The sequence below is a fragment of the Priestia sp. YIM B13491 genome, from assembly GCF_042787605.1.
In the GTDB taxonomy this organism is placed as follows: Bacteria; Bacillota; Bacilli; order Bacillales; family Bacillaceae_H; genus Priestia; species Priestia megaterium_E.
Genome location: NZ_JBHZOR010000004.1, coordinates 35,935 through 52,502, shown reverse-complemented (window position 1 = coordinate 52,502; position 16,568 = coordinate 35,935). Strand labels below are relative to the sequence as shown.

The following is a 16,568-nucleotide window of genomic DNA, read 5'->3' as shown; positions in this document are numbered from 1 at the left end:
ACACGGCAGTTAATTTCCGTGCAAGAGTTCGCTTTCCGCAGGCGGCCGCTGTTCCCGCAGGAGTCTTCGTCTTGCCCTCCAATAAACGGCTAGAAGAACTTAAACAAAACGAACCACTAATCAAAAATCTTGATCAATGGTTCATTTTTTACTTCGTCTAGAATACTTTTGTCCCAGCCTCTTTTTTTATTCGGCTTTCACTAAAATTTTCACCTGTTCTTTTTCTTTTAACAATGTCTCAAAACCTTCTTCAATCACATGTTCTAGTTTAATACGTTTTGTCACCAGTTTATCAGCCGAAAAATAACCTTTTGCCATTAAACTAATAACCGCTGGAAATACATCGCGGTAGCCAATAATACCTGTTACTGTACGCTCTTGTAAAACGATTGTTTGGGGATGAATGGAGGCTTCTTTTTCAAATATACTAACAATCATTGTCTCTCCGCCACTTTTAGTAGAGTTAATGGCTTGAGTTAAAACTAAGGGAACACTTGTCACTTCATAGGAAACATCTACACCTCCGCCTGTGCGCTTATGTACTTCTGCTACGGGGTCGTATTTTTGCGGGTTAATGGCAATCGCCCCAAGTTCTTCAGCTTTCTGTCTGCGCTGTTCCGATAGTTCAATCGCATAAATTTCAGATGCACCCGATGCTTTCAATGCTTCAATAACTAACAAACCGATTGGCCCCGTCCCAAATACAGCGGCTTTATCTCCTACCTTTAGTTTGCTTTGGCGCACAGCATGAAGAGCCACAGCTGAAGGCTCTACGAGAGCTCCTTGCTCGCAAGACACCACTTCTGGTATTTTATGAATCATTTCTACTGGTATGGAGGCATACTCAGAAAAACCTCCGCCCCCTCCTGCAAGACCATAAAATCCCATTTTATTACAAAGATTATACTTTCCTTGTTTACAGCCTTCACACTTTCCGCATGCATAGATAGGTTCTACCACTACTCTGTCTCCGACTTCTATATTCGTAATACCTTCTCCGATTTCTACAACTTGTCCAGAAAATTCATGCCCCAGCACAACCGGCGCTTTATCTTTGCTTAATGGATGAGGTTCTTCTGTAGGAATAAAAATGGGTCCTGCCGTGTACTCATGCAAATCACTTCCGCAAATTCCACACCATTCTACTTTAATTTTCACTTTCCCTTGAGAGACGGTAGGTTCTGCAATATGTTCTAACCTTACATCTTTAACGCCATGCCATCTTAATGCTTTCATTCTACTCAGCTCCTATTCTTATTCAAAAATTTAAAACAGCTAAAAACTCTAAGCTTACAAATTGAATTTTTTTAATCTGTTATAAAATGTACTTCTTGGTATATCTAACAGCTTAGCGGCAAGTGACACATTTCCCTGCGTTTTACGTAAAGCATCCATCATTAAGTCTTTTTGAACTTTTTCACGAAATGTTAGTGCGGGTAAGGACGTAAAATCATTTTCTTCTATTTCTTGTGAAGTATCAAAGTGAGAGATGCTCTTCTGACTACCAAGATTTAAAGAACTTAAATAATTCAATACCTTCTCTTTTTCTACTTCCGTGTTTAGTGAGATTTTCAAGCGTTCAAGTACATTAAATAATTCTCGAATATTGCCGGGCCACTGGTAATCTATTAATTTATCCACTAATTCTTTAGGGAAATTCATATTCCAATCATTCGTTTGACAAAAGTACCGCATAAGATGCGGAATATCTTCTTTTCTTTCCCGTAAAGGCGGAACATGCACGGGGTACACGTGAAGCCGGTAGTATAAATCTTCTCGAAACTTCCCTTCATTGACAAGCTGACGAAGATCTCGATGAGTAGCGGTAATAATCCGGATGTCTACCGGAATTTCCTGATTGCTTCCAACAGGCGTTATCTTGCGCTCTTGCAATACTCTTAACAAAGAAACTTGCATAGAATGAGGAAGCTCACCTATTTCATCAAGAAAAATCGTACCATGATTAGCCTGTTCAAACTTCCCTTGATATCCTTGACGCCGCGCTCCTGTAAAGGCTCCTTCCGCATAGCCAAATAATTCACTTTCCATAAGTTCCTTCGGAATGGCACCACAATTAAGAGCAATAAAAGGTCCGTTTTTACGCGAACTGTTTTCATGAATCGTTCTCGCCACTACTTCTTTTCCAGTGCCTGTTTCCCCTAAAATATAGACCGTTGTATCCGTAGGAGCCGCATGCTTTATTTCTTCTAGTGTCCGCTGAAAGGATTGGCTTATGCCTGCTTCTCCTTTAAAACAAAATGATTGAGCAGAGATCTGTTTAGTTGTTTGGGTATGAGTCGTTTCTTCTGATAAGTAAACAATCTTTCCAATAGAATGACCGTGTCTTTTTGAAATTACAGGCACTTCCATCACTATACGAAATCCCTGTTGTACAATCGTATTCAACTGTTGGCCTGACCATTTAGGTATACATTCCCGAACGGTTTTACTTGCTCCTGCAATCATTTCTTTGTAATTGCAAAGCAGCAAGAGCTGCTTGCTATCGACAAAATTCATAGAAGCATGAACCAACTCAATTTCGTCTTTGTGCATTCGAATGCTTAACTCCCGTTCGATTGTATACGCAATGGAAGTAACCATTCCAAGCATATAAGGGTGCGCTCTGTTTACAGGACAAGAAATATTAATAATCCCAATTAAATTTCCGTCGTCATTTCGAACAGGCGCCGCCGAACAGCTCCATTGATGCGAAGCAATTGAATAATGTTCTGTACCTGTTATCATAATGGGTTCTTCCGTTTGCAGAGCCGTACCGATTGCATTTGTTCCTACTTCTTTCTCTGTCCAACAGGCACCTTCCACAAAATTAATTTTTCTTGCTTCATTCAGTGTAAGTCTATTTCCTGTAATAGATAAAATATAGCCTTCTGGGTCAATTAATAGAGCAACCATTCCTAAATCTGCCGCTGATTGTCTTATTCTTTCTAAGTGCGGCAAAGCCGTTTCAAGAAATAAAGAGTTCATTTGTTTTCGAGAATAAAAATCTTCGTTTCTTAAAATCGATCTGCCTTTATCTAGGTAAGGATTAACATCTGCGCTTTTACAACGATGCCATGATTTTACAATAATGTCGTTTAACCTTGACGATTCAAGTGCCCCTTCGTTTACAAAACGTTTCCATGTGTTTAAAGAAAGTGTAGATTCCATTTCTTACCTCTCCCCTATAAACTTGATTGAATATAGTAAATCAAGGCTTGTTACTATTATTATAAATCACAAAGAAAACGTTATCATTATCAAAGATAGATTCTTAAGCTCACGTTATGTAAAAATTAATAGAAAAACTAGACGAGGATGCAGGAAAATCCCTATACCTCTCCCAAGATTCCTTCATCCTCTAGTTTACTTTTTAAATCATTCATTTTTACTTTTCATCCTTAAAGAGCTTAATAACTTGAGCACTTGTATAATTATGAGTGAATGGCCTGACCCGCTGACTGCAAAAGAGCTTCGTGAATGGCTTCAGATAATGTAGGATGGGCAGCGATAAAGTCTTCCATTATATCTGTAGTCAACTCTCCGTGCATCATAATGGTTCCTTGTCCAATTAATTCTGTAGCATGTGAACCTACAATGGAAAGCCCAATAATTTCGTTAAACTGCGGTTCTACGATTACTTTTACTTTTCCAACGGACTCATTGGCAATCATCGCTTTGCCGTTTGCCGTAAACGAGAATTCTCCGACGCGAATATCGCCGTATTCGCTTCGAGCCTGCTTTTCTGTCATACCGACACTTGCAATTTCAGGGTGAGTATAAATGCAGCGGGGTACAGCTCGATAATTTACGCTCTTATCTTTTCCGCATGCGTGCAAAGCAGCAACTGTGCCTTCATGAAAGGCGACATGAGCAAGCTGAATTCCGCCAACTACATCTCCACAAGCATAGATGTTAGGTATATTCGTTTGCATATGCTCATTAACATCAATTCCTTGTTTTGAAAAATGTACGCCAACCTGTTCTAAACCCAAACCTAGCACTCTAGGTTTTCTTCCAATTGAAATTAATGCATACTCAGCCTGCAGTTCATGCAGCTCTTCTTTATGTTTAAATAGAGCTGTTTTATCTTTTGGCTGCATTTCTGTTAGCGAAGCGGATGTATAAATCCTTACGCCTTTTTTCTCTAATTCTTCCTGTAACGTAAATGCGATGTCGGCATCTTCACCAGGAAGCAGCTGGTCTGCCGCTTCCACAATTGTTACTTTTGTTCCCATTTGGCTGTAAATGCTTGCAAATTCACATCCAATTACACCCCCTCCTACTATTAAAAGAGCTGAAGGGACAGCAGGCAGCGACATTGCTTGTTTACTGTGAATGATCCACTTTCCATCAAAAGAAGCAAATGGCAGGCTAGCAGGTTCTGAACCCGCAGCAATAATAAACTGTTCAGCCTCTACCTCTTCTACGTGATTTTCGTTTCGCACGGATAGACGATGATTTGTCAAAAAAGAAGCTTCTCCTTTTATGACTTTAATACTGTTCTTTTTCATCAAATAGCCAATTCCCCTGACCAAGTTTTTTACAATGGCTGTTTTATGATGCTGAACGCCATCCCAGTTAATTTTCACTTGTTCTAAAGGAAGAGTGATACCGAATTGCTCAGCTTTCTTAATTTTCTCATAGGCTTCCGCGCTTGCTAATAGCGACTTTGTTGGCATACAGCCCTCATTTAAACAGGTTCCACCTAAATCTTTTTGTTCGATTAACGTAACTTGTTTTCCTTGCCGGGCGGCAGTGATTGCCGCCACATATCCTGCTGGACCGCCGCCAATGACAACTAAAGGTTTCACGGAATGCACCCCTTTCTATAAGAGTAGTAAAATAGGCTGTTCTAAGTATTGTTTAATGGTTCCAAGGAAATTAGCTGCAGGTGCTCCGTCCAGTACGCGATGATCAAACGTCAGGCTTAAAGGCAGCAAGTTTCTTTTTTGTAATTCGTCTCCTTTATACATCGGTACATCTTCAGTAGCTCCAACACCAAGAATTCCTGTTTCAGGCGGGTTTAATACAGGTGTAAAATACTCTACTCCGTAAGCACCGAGATTAGTAATAGTGAATGTAGAACCTTGCATTCTATCAGTGCTCAGCTGACCTTGCCGAGCATCTGCTGCTCGGGTTTTGATCTCTGCAGCTAATTCCACTAACGGCATCTTTTCAGCATGCTGCATAACTGGAACAACTAACCCATTTTCTAAAGCTACGGCCATTCCAAGATGAACATGGTTATAGAGTTGAATTTCGTTATCAATATAGGCACTGTTCATTTGTTTGTGTTCTTGAAGTGAAAGAACAACAGCGCGAGCAATAAAATCAGTTAGAGAGATTTTCACCTTATGGCGTTGTTGGATTACATCTTTGATTTCTCTCTGAAGAGACAGCAAATCCGTCACGTCAGCTTTCATATTAATCGTTAATTGGGCACTGTTTAATAAACTATTATGCATTCGACTTGCAATGACTTTCCTTATGCCCGCTACGGGAAGCGTTTCTTTGTTTATAGCGGGGTTATCCCTTTCTACCGTTTGGGGACTCGCTTCTGAAGCTCTTTCCGCCAGCACTTTCTCTACATCTGCTTTAGTGATTCTTCCTTTTGGTCCTGTGCCTTGAATCGTTTCAACATTAAGGTTTTCAGATTCTGCTATTTTCCGTGCAATTGGGGAAATGCGCACAGTTTCTTTATTCTTTTTTGATGGAGCTGCGTTTGCTGGTGGCTCTTCTAAAGAGATAGCAGCCGCTACCTCGTTTTTAGGCGCTTGCAGCTCATTTGCTGAACGGTTCTGCTCAGTGACCTGCTCGTTTGGCTTTCCAACATAACAGATAATCGTTCCAGGAGGCACTCCTACATCTTCTTGTACAAGAATATCAAGAATCACACCGTCCTGCGGCGCTTCAATATCCATTTCGATTTTTTCAGAATTAATGCTTGCAATCATATCTCCTTTTGAAACGGAGTCTCCAACTTTTTTGTTCCACGTCGAAACGGTTCCTTCTTTCATTGCCATCCCTAGTTTTGGCATTACAACCTCTGCAGCCATTTGCTTCCTCCTCCTTTTCTTTAATTACACACTTAGAAGCGATTTATCTCCTAGTAACTCCGATACAACTTCAATCACTTTTTGTGGTGTTGGCAGATAAATATCTTCTAATGGAGGTGAAAATGGCACAGGTGTATGTGGTGCTGTAATTCGTTTAATAGGTGCATCAAGCATGTCAAATCCTTTATCAGCAACTAGCGCAGCAATATCTGTTGCGATGCTGCATCTTGGATTGGCTTCGTCAATGACAATTAATCGATTCGTTTTTTCTACAGAAGAAAGAATGGTCTCTTCATCAAAAGGTGATAGACTTCGCGGATCGACTACTTCTACATCAATTCCCTTGTGAGACAATTGATCTGCTGCTGTAAGTGCAGTATTTACTTGTTTTCCAATGGCTACAATGGTTAAATCTGTTCCTTCGCGTTTCACGTCAGCTTTCCCTAGCGGAATTGTATAGTAGCCTTCAGGAACCTCTCCTTTCATGTTGTACAATGTTTTGTCTTCAAAAAAGATAACGGGATCATTGTCTTCAATAGCTGCTAACAATAACCCTTTTGCATCGTAAGGGTTAGAAGGTACGACTACTTTAAGGCCAGGAATGCTAGTAAACAAGGCGTACAAGCTCTGAGAATGCTGAGCTGCAGCCCTAAATCCAGCTCCATGAGTCGTCCGAATCGTGACGGGCACTTCAGCTTTTCCTCCAAACATGTATCTAAATTTCGCCCCTTGATTCAGCACTTGATCTAAACAGCAGCCAATAAAGTCATTAAACATTAATTCTGCAACCGGTCTTAACCCTGTAGCTGCCGCTCCCATTGCCGCTCCTATATAAGCTGCTTCTGAAATAGGCGTATCCAGAATTCGTTCACGTCCAAATTCTTGTACAAGCCCCTTTGTCACTCCAAGGACCCCGCCCCAAGCCTCATCATCTTGCAGGTGGTCAATTTCCGCTCCGCCAGCTACATCTTCTCCCAAAAGAATCACATTCTCATCTTTTCGCATCGCTAGTTTCATAGCTTCATTAATAGCTTCAGACATGCTTAATTTTCTAGTCATTTTCTTTTCCCCCTTTAATTAATAAGATACATAAACATCCGTTAATAGTTCCGAAGCATCAGGATAATCGCTTGTTTCTGCTAACTCAACTGCGCGTTTTACTGCTTTTTCTACATCACCATCAATATCTCTAAGCTCTTTTTCTGTTACTACTTGTTCTGAAAGCAAGTAATTTTCAAAAAGAGCGATCGCATCTTTTTCCTGGAGATGTTCTTTCTTTTCATTTCCTGATTTATACGTTTGTGCGTCGCCTTCAAAATGTCCGTAATTTCGATACGTTACACATTCAATTAATGTCGGCCCTTCCCCTCTGCGGGCTCGTTGAATAGCTTCTGCAGCTGCTTCATAAACCGCCATCACGTCTTTTCCATCCACTCGTACTCCTGGAATGTTATAAGATGCGGCACGATCTGCAATCGCGCTGCAGCTCGAAGCATAAGAAAATGGAGTTGCCTCTCCGTAGCCATTATTTTCAGCAACAAAAACAACCGGCAGTTTCCAAATCGCTGCTAAGTTGATTCCTTCATGAAACGTCCCTTCATTACCCGCTCCGTCTCCAAAAAAGCAAACGCTTACATCTTTTGTCTTTTTATACTTAGCAGTTAAAGCAGAACCGCATGCAAGCGGAAAGCCTCCTCCTACAATTCCATTTGCCCCTAAAATTCCTTTATCTAAATCCGCGATATGCATGGATCCGCCTTTTCCTTTGCCTAACCCGGTTACCTTTCCAAAAAGCTCAGCCATCATTCCATCTAAATCGCCGCCTTTAGCAATACAATGACCGTGTCCGCGATGAGTGCTCGTAATACTGTCACTGTCATTAAGATGAGCGCACATTCCAACCGCTACCGCTTCTTCACCTGCATACAGATGAACAAAACCAGGCAGTACACCTTTTGCAAAAATTTGATGTACTTCATCTTCAAACTTTCGAATTTCTACCATTTTCTGATACATCCAGCTGGCTTTTTCTTTCGTAAGCTTTTCTGTTTTGTTTTGAGCAGTTTTCATTATGGTAAGCCTCCTCATTTGATTATCAAACTTCACTTAACTACTATTGCAAGTACCGTGCCAATAGTAAAATCGCTTTATACTAGCAATCTATTGTTGGATTTGGCCTCATAAAGTTAGACAAAGTTGGACACTGTTCCAACTTTGTCTAACTTTGTCCAATCTTAGGGAAACCAATTATGTAAACTGAATTTAAGGTGCATAATAAGTATGCAGGAGGAAAATTACATTGAATAATCAACAAGAAAGCTTTTATATAAATATGATATAATGCTGAAGGAATCGTCTTCATTTTGAAGAATACTAAAGCTCCTAAAGGAGGTTGGTTAAAGCAAAACGGGCTTTATAGAAGTTTTACCGTAAAGTTGGATGTAAATTAAACGATGAAAGATGAGGTGAAAACCTGGAAAACATCCAAAGTTTTTGTCATCTACACTTCGTGATGTCTAGATGACATATCGCCAGGTTACTGTTATGCACAATGCAATTCAACACATTACAAGTTTTCATGTATACGCAGCCATTATTATATTTATCATTACATATTTTTTGATTATGACCGAAAAGATCAATCGCGCTTCGGCAGCTCTTTTAGGCGCTATATTGATGATTTTGTTAGGTATTGTTGACTTTAATAAGGCCATTATGGAACACATTCAGTGGGAAACGATTGTCCTTCTTATGGGTATGATGATTTTAGTCGGCATTACAAACAAAACGGGCGTGTTTCAATACGCAGCCATCAAGTCTGCTAAAATCGCTAAAGGTGACCCTGTTCGAATTCTAGTTATTTTATCAATCTTAACAGGCGTCGGATCAGCATTTTTAGACAACGTAACAACCGTGTTATTAATTGTTCCCGTTACATTTTCCATCACTACTATTTTGAATATTAATCCTTTTCCATTTCTTATATCAGAAGTGCTGTTTTCAAATATTGGAGGAACGGCAACTTTAATAGGCGACCCGCCTAATATTATGATTGGGGCAGCGAATCCTCACCTTGATTTTAATGCTTTTTTATTAAACTTAGCTCCTGCAGTACTGATTATCGGTGTTGTTACGCTGGGGATTCTTGTTCTTATCTATCGCAAAAAGTTAAAAGTAGAAGATAGTAAAAAGCAAGAGCTAATGAGTTTAAACGAAAAAGATTATATTCAAGATTCCGTTTTAATGAAAAAATCGTTAACTGTATTAGTCTTAACGATTCTAGGTTTTACCCTGCATTCCGTTTTACATATCGATGCCGCTATGGTAGCTATTACAGGTGCAGCTGTATTATTGGTAATTGGATTACGAACTCATGATGAAGTAGAAAGCGCGTTTGATTCTGTTGAATGGACAACCATTATTTTCTTTGCTGGTTTGTTTATTCTTGTCGGGGGATTAATCGATGTAGGCATCATTAAAAAGCTCGCTGCAGGCGCGTTAAACGTTACAGACGGCAATATCGCACTATCAGCCTATCTCATTTTGTGGATTAGCGGAATTGCTTCAGCTGTTATTGATAACATTCCTTTCGTTGCTACAATGATTCCACTTATTCAAGATATGGCTCATGGAATGGGAATGAGCCCTGATTCTGCTCAAATCAGTGTACTATGGTGGTCACTGGCTCTAGGAGCATGTTTGGGAGGGAACGGTACGCTAATTGGAGCGTCTGCCAATGTAATTGTAGCTGGCATGGCTGTAAAAAAAGGACATAAATTTTCGTTTATGGATTTTTTAAAAATTGGAGCTCCAATCACGCTCGTATCTCTTTTAATTTCAACGTTATATATCTTCCTTCGCTATCTTTTATTTCTGTAAGAGAAGAAAAATTAAAATCTACGCGAACAGTAAAAAAGACTTCTCAGCTGAGAAGTCTTTTTTTACTGTAAATACATGCACTCAAGCAGCCCAGACGAAGTTGATAATAAAAGCGGCGCTAATGATATACATAATCCAGTGAATTTCCTTTGCCCTGCCGGCTAACAATTTAACGAATGTATAAGATAAAAACCCTAGCGCTAAGCCTTCGCCGATACTAAACGTTAACGGCATCAAAATAATGGTACAAAAAGCAGGCACAGCATCTGTTATCTCGTCTAAAGGAATGTTTTTAATTTCCGTTAACATGAGAGCTCCAACCATAATTAAAATAGGCGCTGTAGCAAAAGCAGGAATAATGCTAATTAATGGCGTAAATAAAATGCTCACTAAAAACAACATGGCAACGACCAGTGCTTTAAGGCCCGTTTTGCCTCCTTCTGCAATTCCCGCAGCATTTTCTACATACGCGTTCATTGCGGTAGATCCCATAGCAGCACTGGCTACAGTCGCAAGAGAATCTGCCATAAGCGCTTTATCTAACCCTTTAATTTCCCCTTTTTCATCCATTAATCCAGCTTTTTTAGATAATCCAATCATCGATCCTAAATTATCAAATAGCTCCACAAGTGTAAATGAAAAAATAATAGAGAAAAGACCGTAATGAAGAGCAGATTTAATATCCATTTGTAAAAAAGTTTCCGACATGCTCGGCATTGAAAACGACACCACGCTGCTGATGCTTTTAGGTGCTTCTACTATGCCCAGCACCATCCCGGCAATTGATACTAGCAAAATGCTAATCAGGGCAGCTCCTTTAATTTTTCGAGCAGTTAATACAGTTACCGCGATAAAACCTAATAAAGCAAGTAATGGGCCCGGTTTTGTAAGCTGACCAAGGGCTACTAAATTTTCTTTGTTGCTTACAATAATGCCTGCTTGCTTAAAACCGATAAAAGCAATAAATAGACCGATTCCAACAGAAATAGCACTTTTTAAAATAGCGGGTATCCCTTCAATAATCTTCTTGCGTAAGCCCGTTATGGTTAAAATAAAAAATACAACGCCTGAAATAAATACGGCTCCTAAACCTGTTTGCCACGTTAGCCCTTCACCCAATACCACTGTATACGTAAAAAAAGCGTTCAGCCCCATTCCTGGTGCTACTGCAATAGGCATGTTCGCCCATAATGCAAACAAAAGAGTAGCAAAGACAGTGGCAAAAATCGTCGCTGCAATTGCCGCTTCTTTTGGAATGCCTGCATCTGCTAAAATCGTCGGATTAACAAAGATAATATAGCTCATCGTCACAAAAGTAGTAATTCCAGCAAGAATTTCTGTTTTTACATCTGTTTTACGTTCGGTTAAATGAAACAGCTTATCCAACCATGAAGGGTTAGGTGCTGATTTTTTTATTAGTTCCATATGCTGAGCTTCAACTTTTTCATTCATCGCCACTTACTTTTCACTCCTTTAATTTTCGATTCATCTTCTTTTAACTCGCTTTTACAGCTCCTCTATAAAACAGTGTGTTTTTAAGCATTTCCCCTCTCTTTTTTATGAAAATATCTATAAAAAAAGCCGTGAAAACAGAAGGGAATCCTTCTATCTTCACGGCTCTTTGCTTCTGTAAACAGAAGATAAGCATCCGTTTTTTAAGTGTTTTGCACAACAAACGATTTTATCGAACGTTTTGCCATTTATATAGCGAAGTTATTTAAAGCAAATAACCGTACAAGAATTCTCTGTAACAGGATCATAGTCTCTAAATAAAGAAGTGACCTGGATATCAAATAAAAGCTCCACTTTTTGCTTTAGCATTTTTTTATATTTAGTCGACAAAGCGGCATCAAGAGACATCACTAATTCTCTATATTCTTCACTAAGTGCTTCTAATGCCGGCATTCTTTTTGATTGAGCTAGTATAAGAATTTTATTATCAATAATATCTATTTTTTGAGTATTCACGCCTACATTAAAAATTTCTTGGCTAATTTGAGTATACAAAGTAGCTATCTTCTTTTTAGAGATCTGCTCCATATGCTTCACCTTTTTCATTGTTAAAAATGTAGTTTTATTATATTGTTTTCACTTGATTAGCGTCCTTTGACCAGCTGCCGACAAATTCAGGCTCATCATAGTCAAAGAAATTGGTTAAATTCTCATGGCGGTTATCAATAAAAAGCTGATTGGCGACTTCTGAGACGAGCTTTGGTATCGCATATTTTAGCCCTGAAAGAGCGGATGCAGAAATTCCACAGCTAATTAAAGCGGAATAATTAAAAGCAAAAAGGCCATATACCATTTTTTGACCTTCCCTATTACGACTTAAAAAAGCAAAGCCGTTACTAAGGTAAGGATGGGCATCCAATACTGGGTTGGCGATTTCATGCGGTGCTTTGTAATGATCGTTCCAGCGGGCGATGTGTTTTTCAACAAGTTGCAATTCTGGACGCAGAGCCGGATCTGTTAGAAGTCCGGTGCTAATAATTAAATAGTCAAACGTAAACGTTCCCTGAGGAGTGGTTACAACTGCTTTGTCGTGTTTTTCCTCGACGTCGAGCCATGGGGCATGCACGTGCAAATGAAAACCTGGCCATGAGGAAGCGCGTCCAAATGTATCATTCGTAGGCGGCTGATTGTATTCGAAAAAATGAGCCATCACTTCATATTTTTCAGCATCTGACAGAGCATGGAAACGTTCAATCATTCCTGAAGCTTCCATTTGTCTGATTGGATTAATACGGGGAAGTTCTTTTCGTCGAACAAATACATGAGCTTCAGCAACCCCTTCGGAAAGCGCATAGTTGGCGTTATCAAACGCGGATGCTCCTCCTCCTAAAACAGCTACTTTTTTGTTCTTCAACGTAGTAAAATCAATGGTTTGTGAAGTGTGAGAATAAAGATGAGGCGGCAATTTTTCAGAAATCATAGGTGGAACATGCCATTCTCCTCCTCCTTGAATTCCTGTAGCTAGTATAACTTTACGTGCCATCAGTGTAGGACACACGGCTCCATTCCCTTCAATATGCAAGCGATGGATACCTGTTTCTGCAGGCTCAATTAACGTTAATTTTATTTCATTTGCCACAGGAAGGTTAAGAATATTCCGGTACCAGCGCAAATAATTCATCCAGTCTCCTCTTGGGATTTTGTCAAGAGCTTCCCAGCCTTCTGAGCCGAATTGTGCTTCCCACCACGCTTGAAACGTAAGTGAAGGCATGCCTAAATCGACAGACGTTAAGTTTTTGGGCGTTCTTAGCGTAATCATTCGCGCGTACGTTTCCCACGGACCTTCTAAGCCCAAACGATTTTCATCAATAACAAGAATATTCGATACGCGTTCTCGCAGCAAGCCAAAGGCCGTTCCTAAACCGCTTTGACCTCCTCCAATAATGATTACATCGTATACGTGTCCGCTCTTAGGGGTAATTGGCTGTGCTTCTGTTGGTTTCCTGAAGGAAAGGTAAGACAAATCGGTTTCTACTCTTTTATTTAAAGCTTCTAAGCTCATCGTTATCTCTCCTTTCAACAAAGTTTCTTTCCAATAAAAAAGTTTATTTTATATCTTACATAAAATGATAGGTTTTATAACATCATTTGATTTATATCTATATTATCACTTTTGGAATATGATTGTATCTCCATTCTCTCTAAAGTTTTTTTGGCAAATTGTATAAAATCACTAATATAATTTTTTTATATCTTATGTAGGGAACCATATTTACATCGTTTAAAAGGAAAAAACCATTACAAAGTTTAAGGAAGAAAGCTTTTCTGACATCAATTTTAAGGGAAACATGTGCGAGTTTGTGACAGTTATTTGTTAATTACGCTCTACTACTTGACTATCGTATTCATCAAATCTATAGTCATAATTAGTAACTCAACAAAGGGAGTCAACGTATGAGAAATTTATTTAAAATAACAGCTATATTTACAACGATTGTTATGTTTATTTTAATGATTGCCGGCAGTCTGGTCACAACCACAGGATCTGGATTAGGATGCGGAAACGAGTGGCCGCTGTGTAACGGGCAGTTAATACCCGAATACGCGGTAGCAACAATGATTGAATATACGCATCGTTTGATTACCGCATTTGCAGGTCTTCTTGTTTTAGCATTTTCTATTTGGGCTTGGATTCGTTATCGCAGAAACCGTGAAGTGAAAATTTTAGCGATTATGAGTATTGCATTTATCGTTATCGAGTCATTGCTCGGGGCTTCTGCCGTTATCTGGCCTCAGTCAGCTGAGGCGCTAGCCCTGCATTTCGGTCTTTCGCTTATTGCGTTTACCGGTGTATTTTTACTTTCAATATTTGTTATTCAAAAGGACCGTTCGGATCATTTTATTAAAGGAGCCGTTACAGGCAAATTTAAATGGCTCGCATGGTTTACGCTTATATTTACCTATTGCGATATTTATTTAGGTGCATATGTGCGTCACAAAGGTGCAAGCTTAGCGTGTACAAGCTTTCCTGCTTGTTATGGCAATACGCTTATTCCAAAGCTATCAGGAACAACAGGCATTCACTTTGCTCACCGATTTGCTGCTCTTGTGCTGTTTGTTCTTATCATTTGGATTATGGTATCTGCTATCAAACAGTATAAAGAAACCCGCCGTGATATTTACTATGCGTCCATCATTGCAGTTGCTTTAACCGTTGCTCAAATATTCAGCGGTATCTTTGTTGTCGTGTCTCGTTTAAATGTCTTTGCTACACTGTCTCACTCGGCGTTTATTACAGCGTTATTCGCTACGCTTAGCTACATTTGTGTACAGACGTTAAAAGGTAAAAGACGATAAAACAGAAATAACTCTACAAAAAAGCCACTTGCAGTTTGTAACTGCAAGTGGCTTTTTTAAGTTAAGCTAGTTCTATTCCGCCTGTAATCCCGTAAACTTGAGCCGTCACGTAGCTTGCATCCGTTGAAGCTAAAAATACGTATACATTTGCCAACTCTACTGGCTGACCAGCACGCTGCAACGGTGTATCTTGTCCAAAGCCTGGAATAGCGTCGCTTGGCTGCCCTCCAGAAATTTGCAGCGGCGTCCAGATAGGTCCTGGAGCAACGGAGTTGACGCGAATACCTTTTGGAGCTAATTGCTTGGCTAGTCCGCGAGTGAATCCGTTAATGGCAAACTTTGTAGCTGCATAGTCTAATAAATTAGGACTTGGGCTATAGCCTTGTACAGAACTTGTTGTAATAATAGAAGCACCTGCCGGTAAATAAGGCAGCGCTGCTTTTACGGTCCAATATAAAGAGAATACATTTACTTCAAAGGTTTTGCGCAGTTGGTCCGTTTCTAAATCAGCAATATCTTCTACTGCCTGCTGTTTGCCAGCTACGAGCGCTAGAACATCTAGACCATCTAATTCTTTATAAGCTTTTTCTACTAGCTCTTTGCAAAAAGATTCTTCGCCTACATCACCAGGTATGAGAACGGCTTTTCTTCCTTCTGCTTCAATAAGCTTTTGTACTTCTTCTGCATCTGCTTGCTCTTGTGGCAAGTAATTAAGCGCAACGTCTGCACCTTCTCTTGCGTAAGCGATCGCTGCTGCTCGGCCAATACCTGAATCTCCGCCCGTCACAAGAGCTTTTCTGCCTTTTAATTTACCTGCACCTATGTAACTGTTTTCCCCGCAGTCCGGGATGACGTTCATTTCTTTTTGGACACCAGGTGGTTCTTGATACTGTTTTGGATAGTCTTCATGAAAATATTGAGTTAATGGATTATTTAGCTTTGACATATTCGTCACTCCTTTATAAATGAACCTTTAACCAGCTAAGGAAAAGTTTTCTATGTACTTGTTCTTCCCGTCTTCTTCTTTAATAAACATGTTTGATGTGCTCCATTAGCGCCTCGCTTTTCTTTCATTGCCTTTCTCCTTCAATCAACAGCTAGAAACAGCTGCATACATGAAATCTACGTTCACCATCACAATAAAAAAATCCGAACGAGTCGAATTCTTTATTAAGAATCTCGATTCCTCGTTCGGATCTTCTTTCAACTAAAATACATTTATCCCCCCTCTTTAAGTAAATGGTGAGAGTTTTGTATTTTACTATGCACAATAAGCTTTATTTCTCGTCTGTGCCCGCTACTCTGTTAGTTCCACTTGTAAAGGCTTTGTTTCTTCTTCAGCCTCTTTAGGAGTGCGAACGATTAACACATCACATTTGGCATAGCGTAAAATATGCTGAGATACACTTCCGATTAAGATGCGCTCTACGGCGTTTAACCCGGTTGCCCCGCATACAATTAAATCAACGTGCTTGTCTGGTGCGATTTTTTTAGATATTTTTGTTTTAGGAGAGCCGTGTTCAATTAGTGTCTCAACTCTTGTTACTCCCGCTTTGATGGCTAGGTTACGATAATTGCTCAAAAGTTCTTCAGCAAATTTCTCTGCATCTTGAAAGCGTGTATCTGTATAGAATGCATAAGGTGATGGACTTAACGCCTGTATGTCGATAACGTGACAAACTATTAAATGAGCGTTATTTTTTTTCGCACTGTTAACTGCTTTTTTGAATGCCCACTCTGCTTCTACAGAACCGTCTACTGCTACGAGGATGTTACGATAAGCCATATTCATCATAATCTCTCCTTTGTCTTTCGTTTATAAAG

13 protein-coding genes are annotated in these 16,568 nt (G+C 39.7%); 2 read left to right on the top strand and 11 right to left on the bottom strand.

Annotated features, from left to right (window positions below; translation table 11 throughout):
* Positions 1-186: 186 nt before the first annotated feature.
* From ACFX4E_RS15235 to ACFX4E_RS15210, 6 genes are all read right to left on the bottom strand, one after another.
* Positions 187-1,236: a 2,3-butanediol dehydrogenase gene (locus ACFX4E_RS15235; protein WP_377238037.1), complete on the bottom strand. Its 1,050-nt coding sequence runs from the start codon at positions 1,234-1,236 to the stop codon at positions 187-189.
* A gap of 54 nt (positions 1,237-1,290) precedes the next feature.
* Positions 1,291-3,168 carry a sigma-54-dependent Fis family transcriptional regulator gene (locus tag ACFX4E_RS15230; protein ID WP_377238038.1) on the bottom strand — a complete coding sequence of 626 codons (1,878 nt, stop codon included), beginning with the start codon at positions 3,166-3,168 and terminating at the stop codon, positions 1,291-1,293.
* Positions 3,169-3,431: 263 nt separating this feature from the next.
* Positions 3,432-4,811 (bottom strand): dihydrolipoyl dehydrogenase, encoded by a 1,380-nt coding sequence (gene lpdA / locus ACFX4E_RS15225; RefSeq protein WP_377238039.1) that lies wholly within the window; start codon positions 4,809-4,811, stop codon positions 3,432-3,434.
* A gap of 15 nt (positions 4,812-4,826) precedes the next feature.
* Entirely contained in the window at positions 4,827-6,056 is a 1,230-nt protein-coding gene (locus tag ACFX4E_RS15220) for a dihydrolipoamide acetyltransferase family protein (RefSeq protein ID WP_136789439.1), read from the bottom strand.
* A gap of 24 nt (positions 6,057-6,080) precedes the next feature.
* A complete protein-coding gene (locus tag ACFX4E_RS15215; protein ID WP_028408874.1) occupies positions 6,081-7,115 on the bottom strand; it encodes an alpha-ketoacid dehydrogenase subunit beta in 1,035 nt (344 codons plus the stop codon).
* A gap of 18 nt (positions 7,116-7,133) precedes the next feature.
* On the bottom strand, positions 7,134-8,126 hold the full coding sequence (locus ACFX4E_RS15210; protein WP_136789441.1) for a thiamine pyrophosphate-dependent dehydrogenase E1 component subunit alpha: 993 nt from the start codon (positions 8,124-8,126) through the stop codon (positions 7,134-7,136).
* Positions 8,127-8,600: 474 nt separating this feature from the next.
* Between ACFX4E_RS15210 and ACFX4E_RS15205 the strand changes: the two genes are divergently transcribed.
* Entirely contained in the window at positions 8,601-9,935 is a 1,335-nt protein-coding gene (locus ACFX4E_RS15205) for an ArsB/NhaD family transporter (RefSeq protein WP_013056582.1), read from the top strand.
* A gap of 81 nt (positions 9,936-10,016) precedes the next feature.
* Here the strand turns inward: ACFX4E_RS15205 and ACFX4E_RS15200 are convergent, their stop codons facing one another.
* The 3 genes from ACFX4E_RS15200 to ACFX4E_RS15190 all read right to left on the bottom strand — a co-directional run bounded on the left by ACFX4E_RS15200 (position 10,017) and on the right by ACFX4E_RS15190 (position 13,449).
* The gene (locus ACFX4E_RS15200; protein ID WP_252124495.1) at positions 10,017-11,393 is read right to left on the bottom strand and encodes an NCS2 family permease; all 1,377 of its coding nucleotides are present in this window, start codon (positions 11,391-11,393) and stop codon (positions 10,017-10,019) included.
* A 255-nt stretch (positions 11,394-11,648) separates the two neighbouring features.
* Entirely contained in the window at positions 11,649-11,975 is a 327-nt protein-coding gene (locus tag ACFX4E_RS15195) for a Na-translocating system protein MpsC family protein (RefSeq protein ID WP_028408878.1), read from the bottom strand.
* A 37-nt stretch (positions 11,976-12,012) separates the two neighbouring features.
* Positions 12,013-13,449, bottom strand: coding sequence for an NAD(P)-binding domain-containing protein (locus ACFX4E_RS15190; protein WP_377258701.1), 1,437 nt, complete (start codon positions 13,447-13,449; stop codon positions 12,013-12,015).
* Positions 13,450-13,841: 392 nt separating this feature from the next.
* Here ACFX4E_RS15190 and ACFX4E_RS15185 point away from each other — a divergent pair, with 392 nt between their 5' ends.
* Positions 13,842-14,744 (top strand): COX15/CtaA family protein, encoded by a 903-nt coding sequence (locus ACFX4E_RS15185; protein WP_028408880.1) that lies wholly within the window; start codon positions 13,842-13,844, stop codon positions 14,742-14,744.
* A 61-nt stretch (positions 14,745-14,805) separates the two neighbouring features.
* Here the strand turns inward: ACFX4E_RS15185 and ACFX4E_RS15180 are convergent, their stop codons facing one another.
* A complete protein-coding gene (locus tag ACFX4E_RS15180) occupies positions 14,806-15,690 on the bottom strand; it encodes an SDR family oxidoreductase (RefSeq protein WP_013056577.1) in 885 nt (294 codons plus the stop codon).
* A gap of 351 nt (positions 15,691-16,041) precedes the next feature.
* Positions 16,042-16,536 (bottom strand): universal stress protein, encoded by a 495-nt coding sequence (locus ACFX4E_RS15175; protein ID WP_028408882.1) that lies wholly within the window; start codon positions 16,534-16,536, stop codon positions 16,042-16,044.
* Positions 16,537-16,568 lie beyond the last annotated feature (32 nt).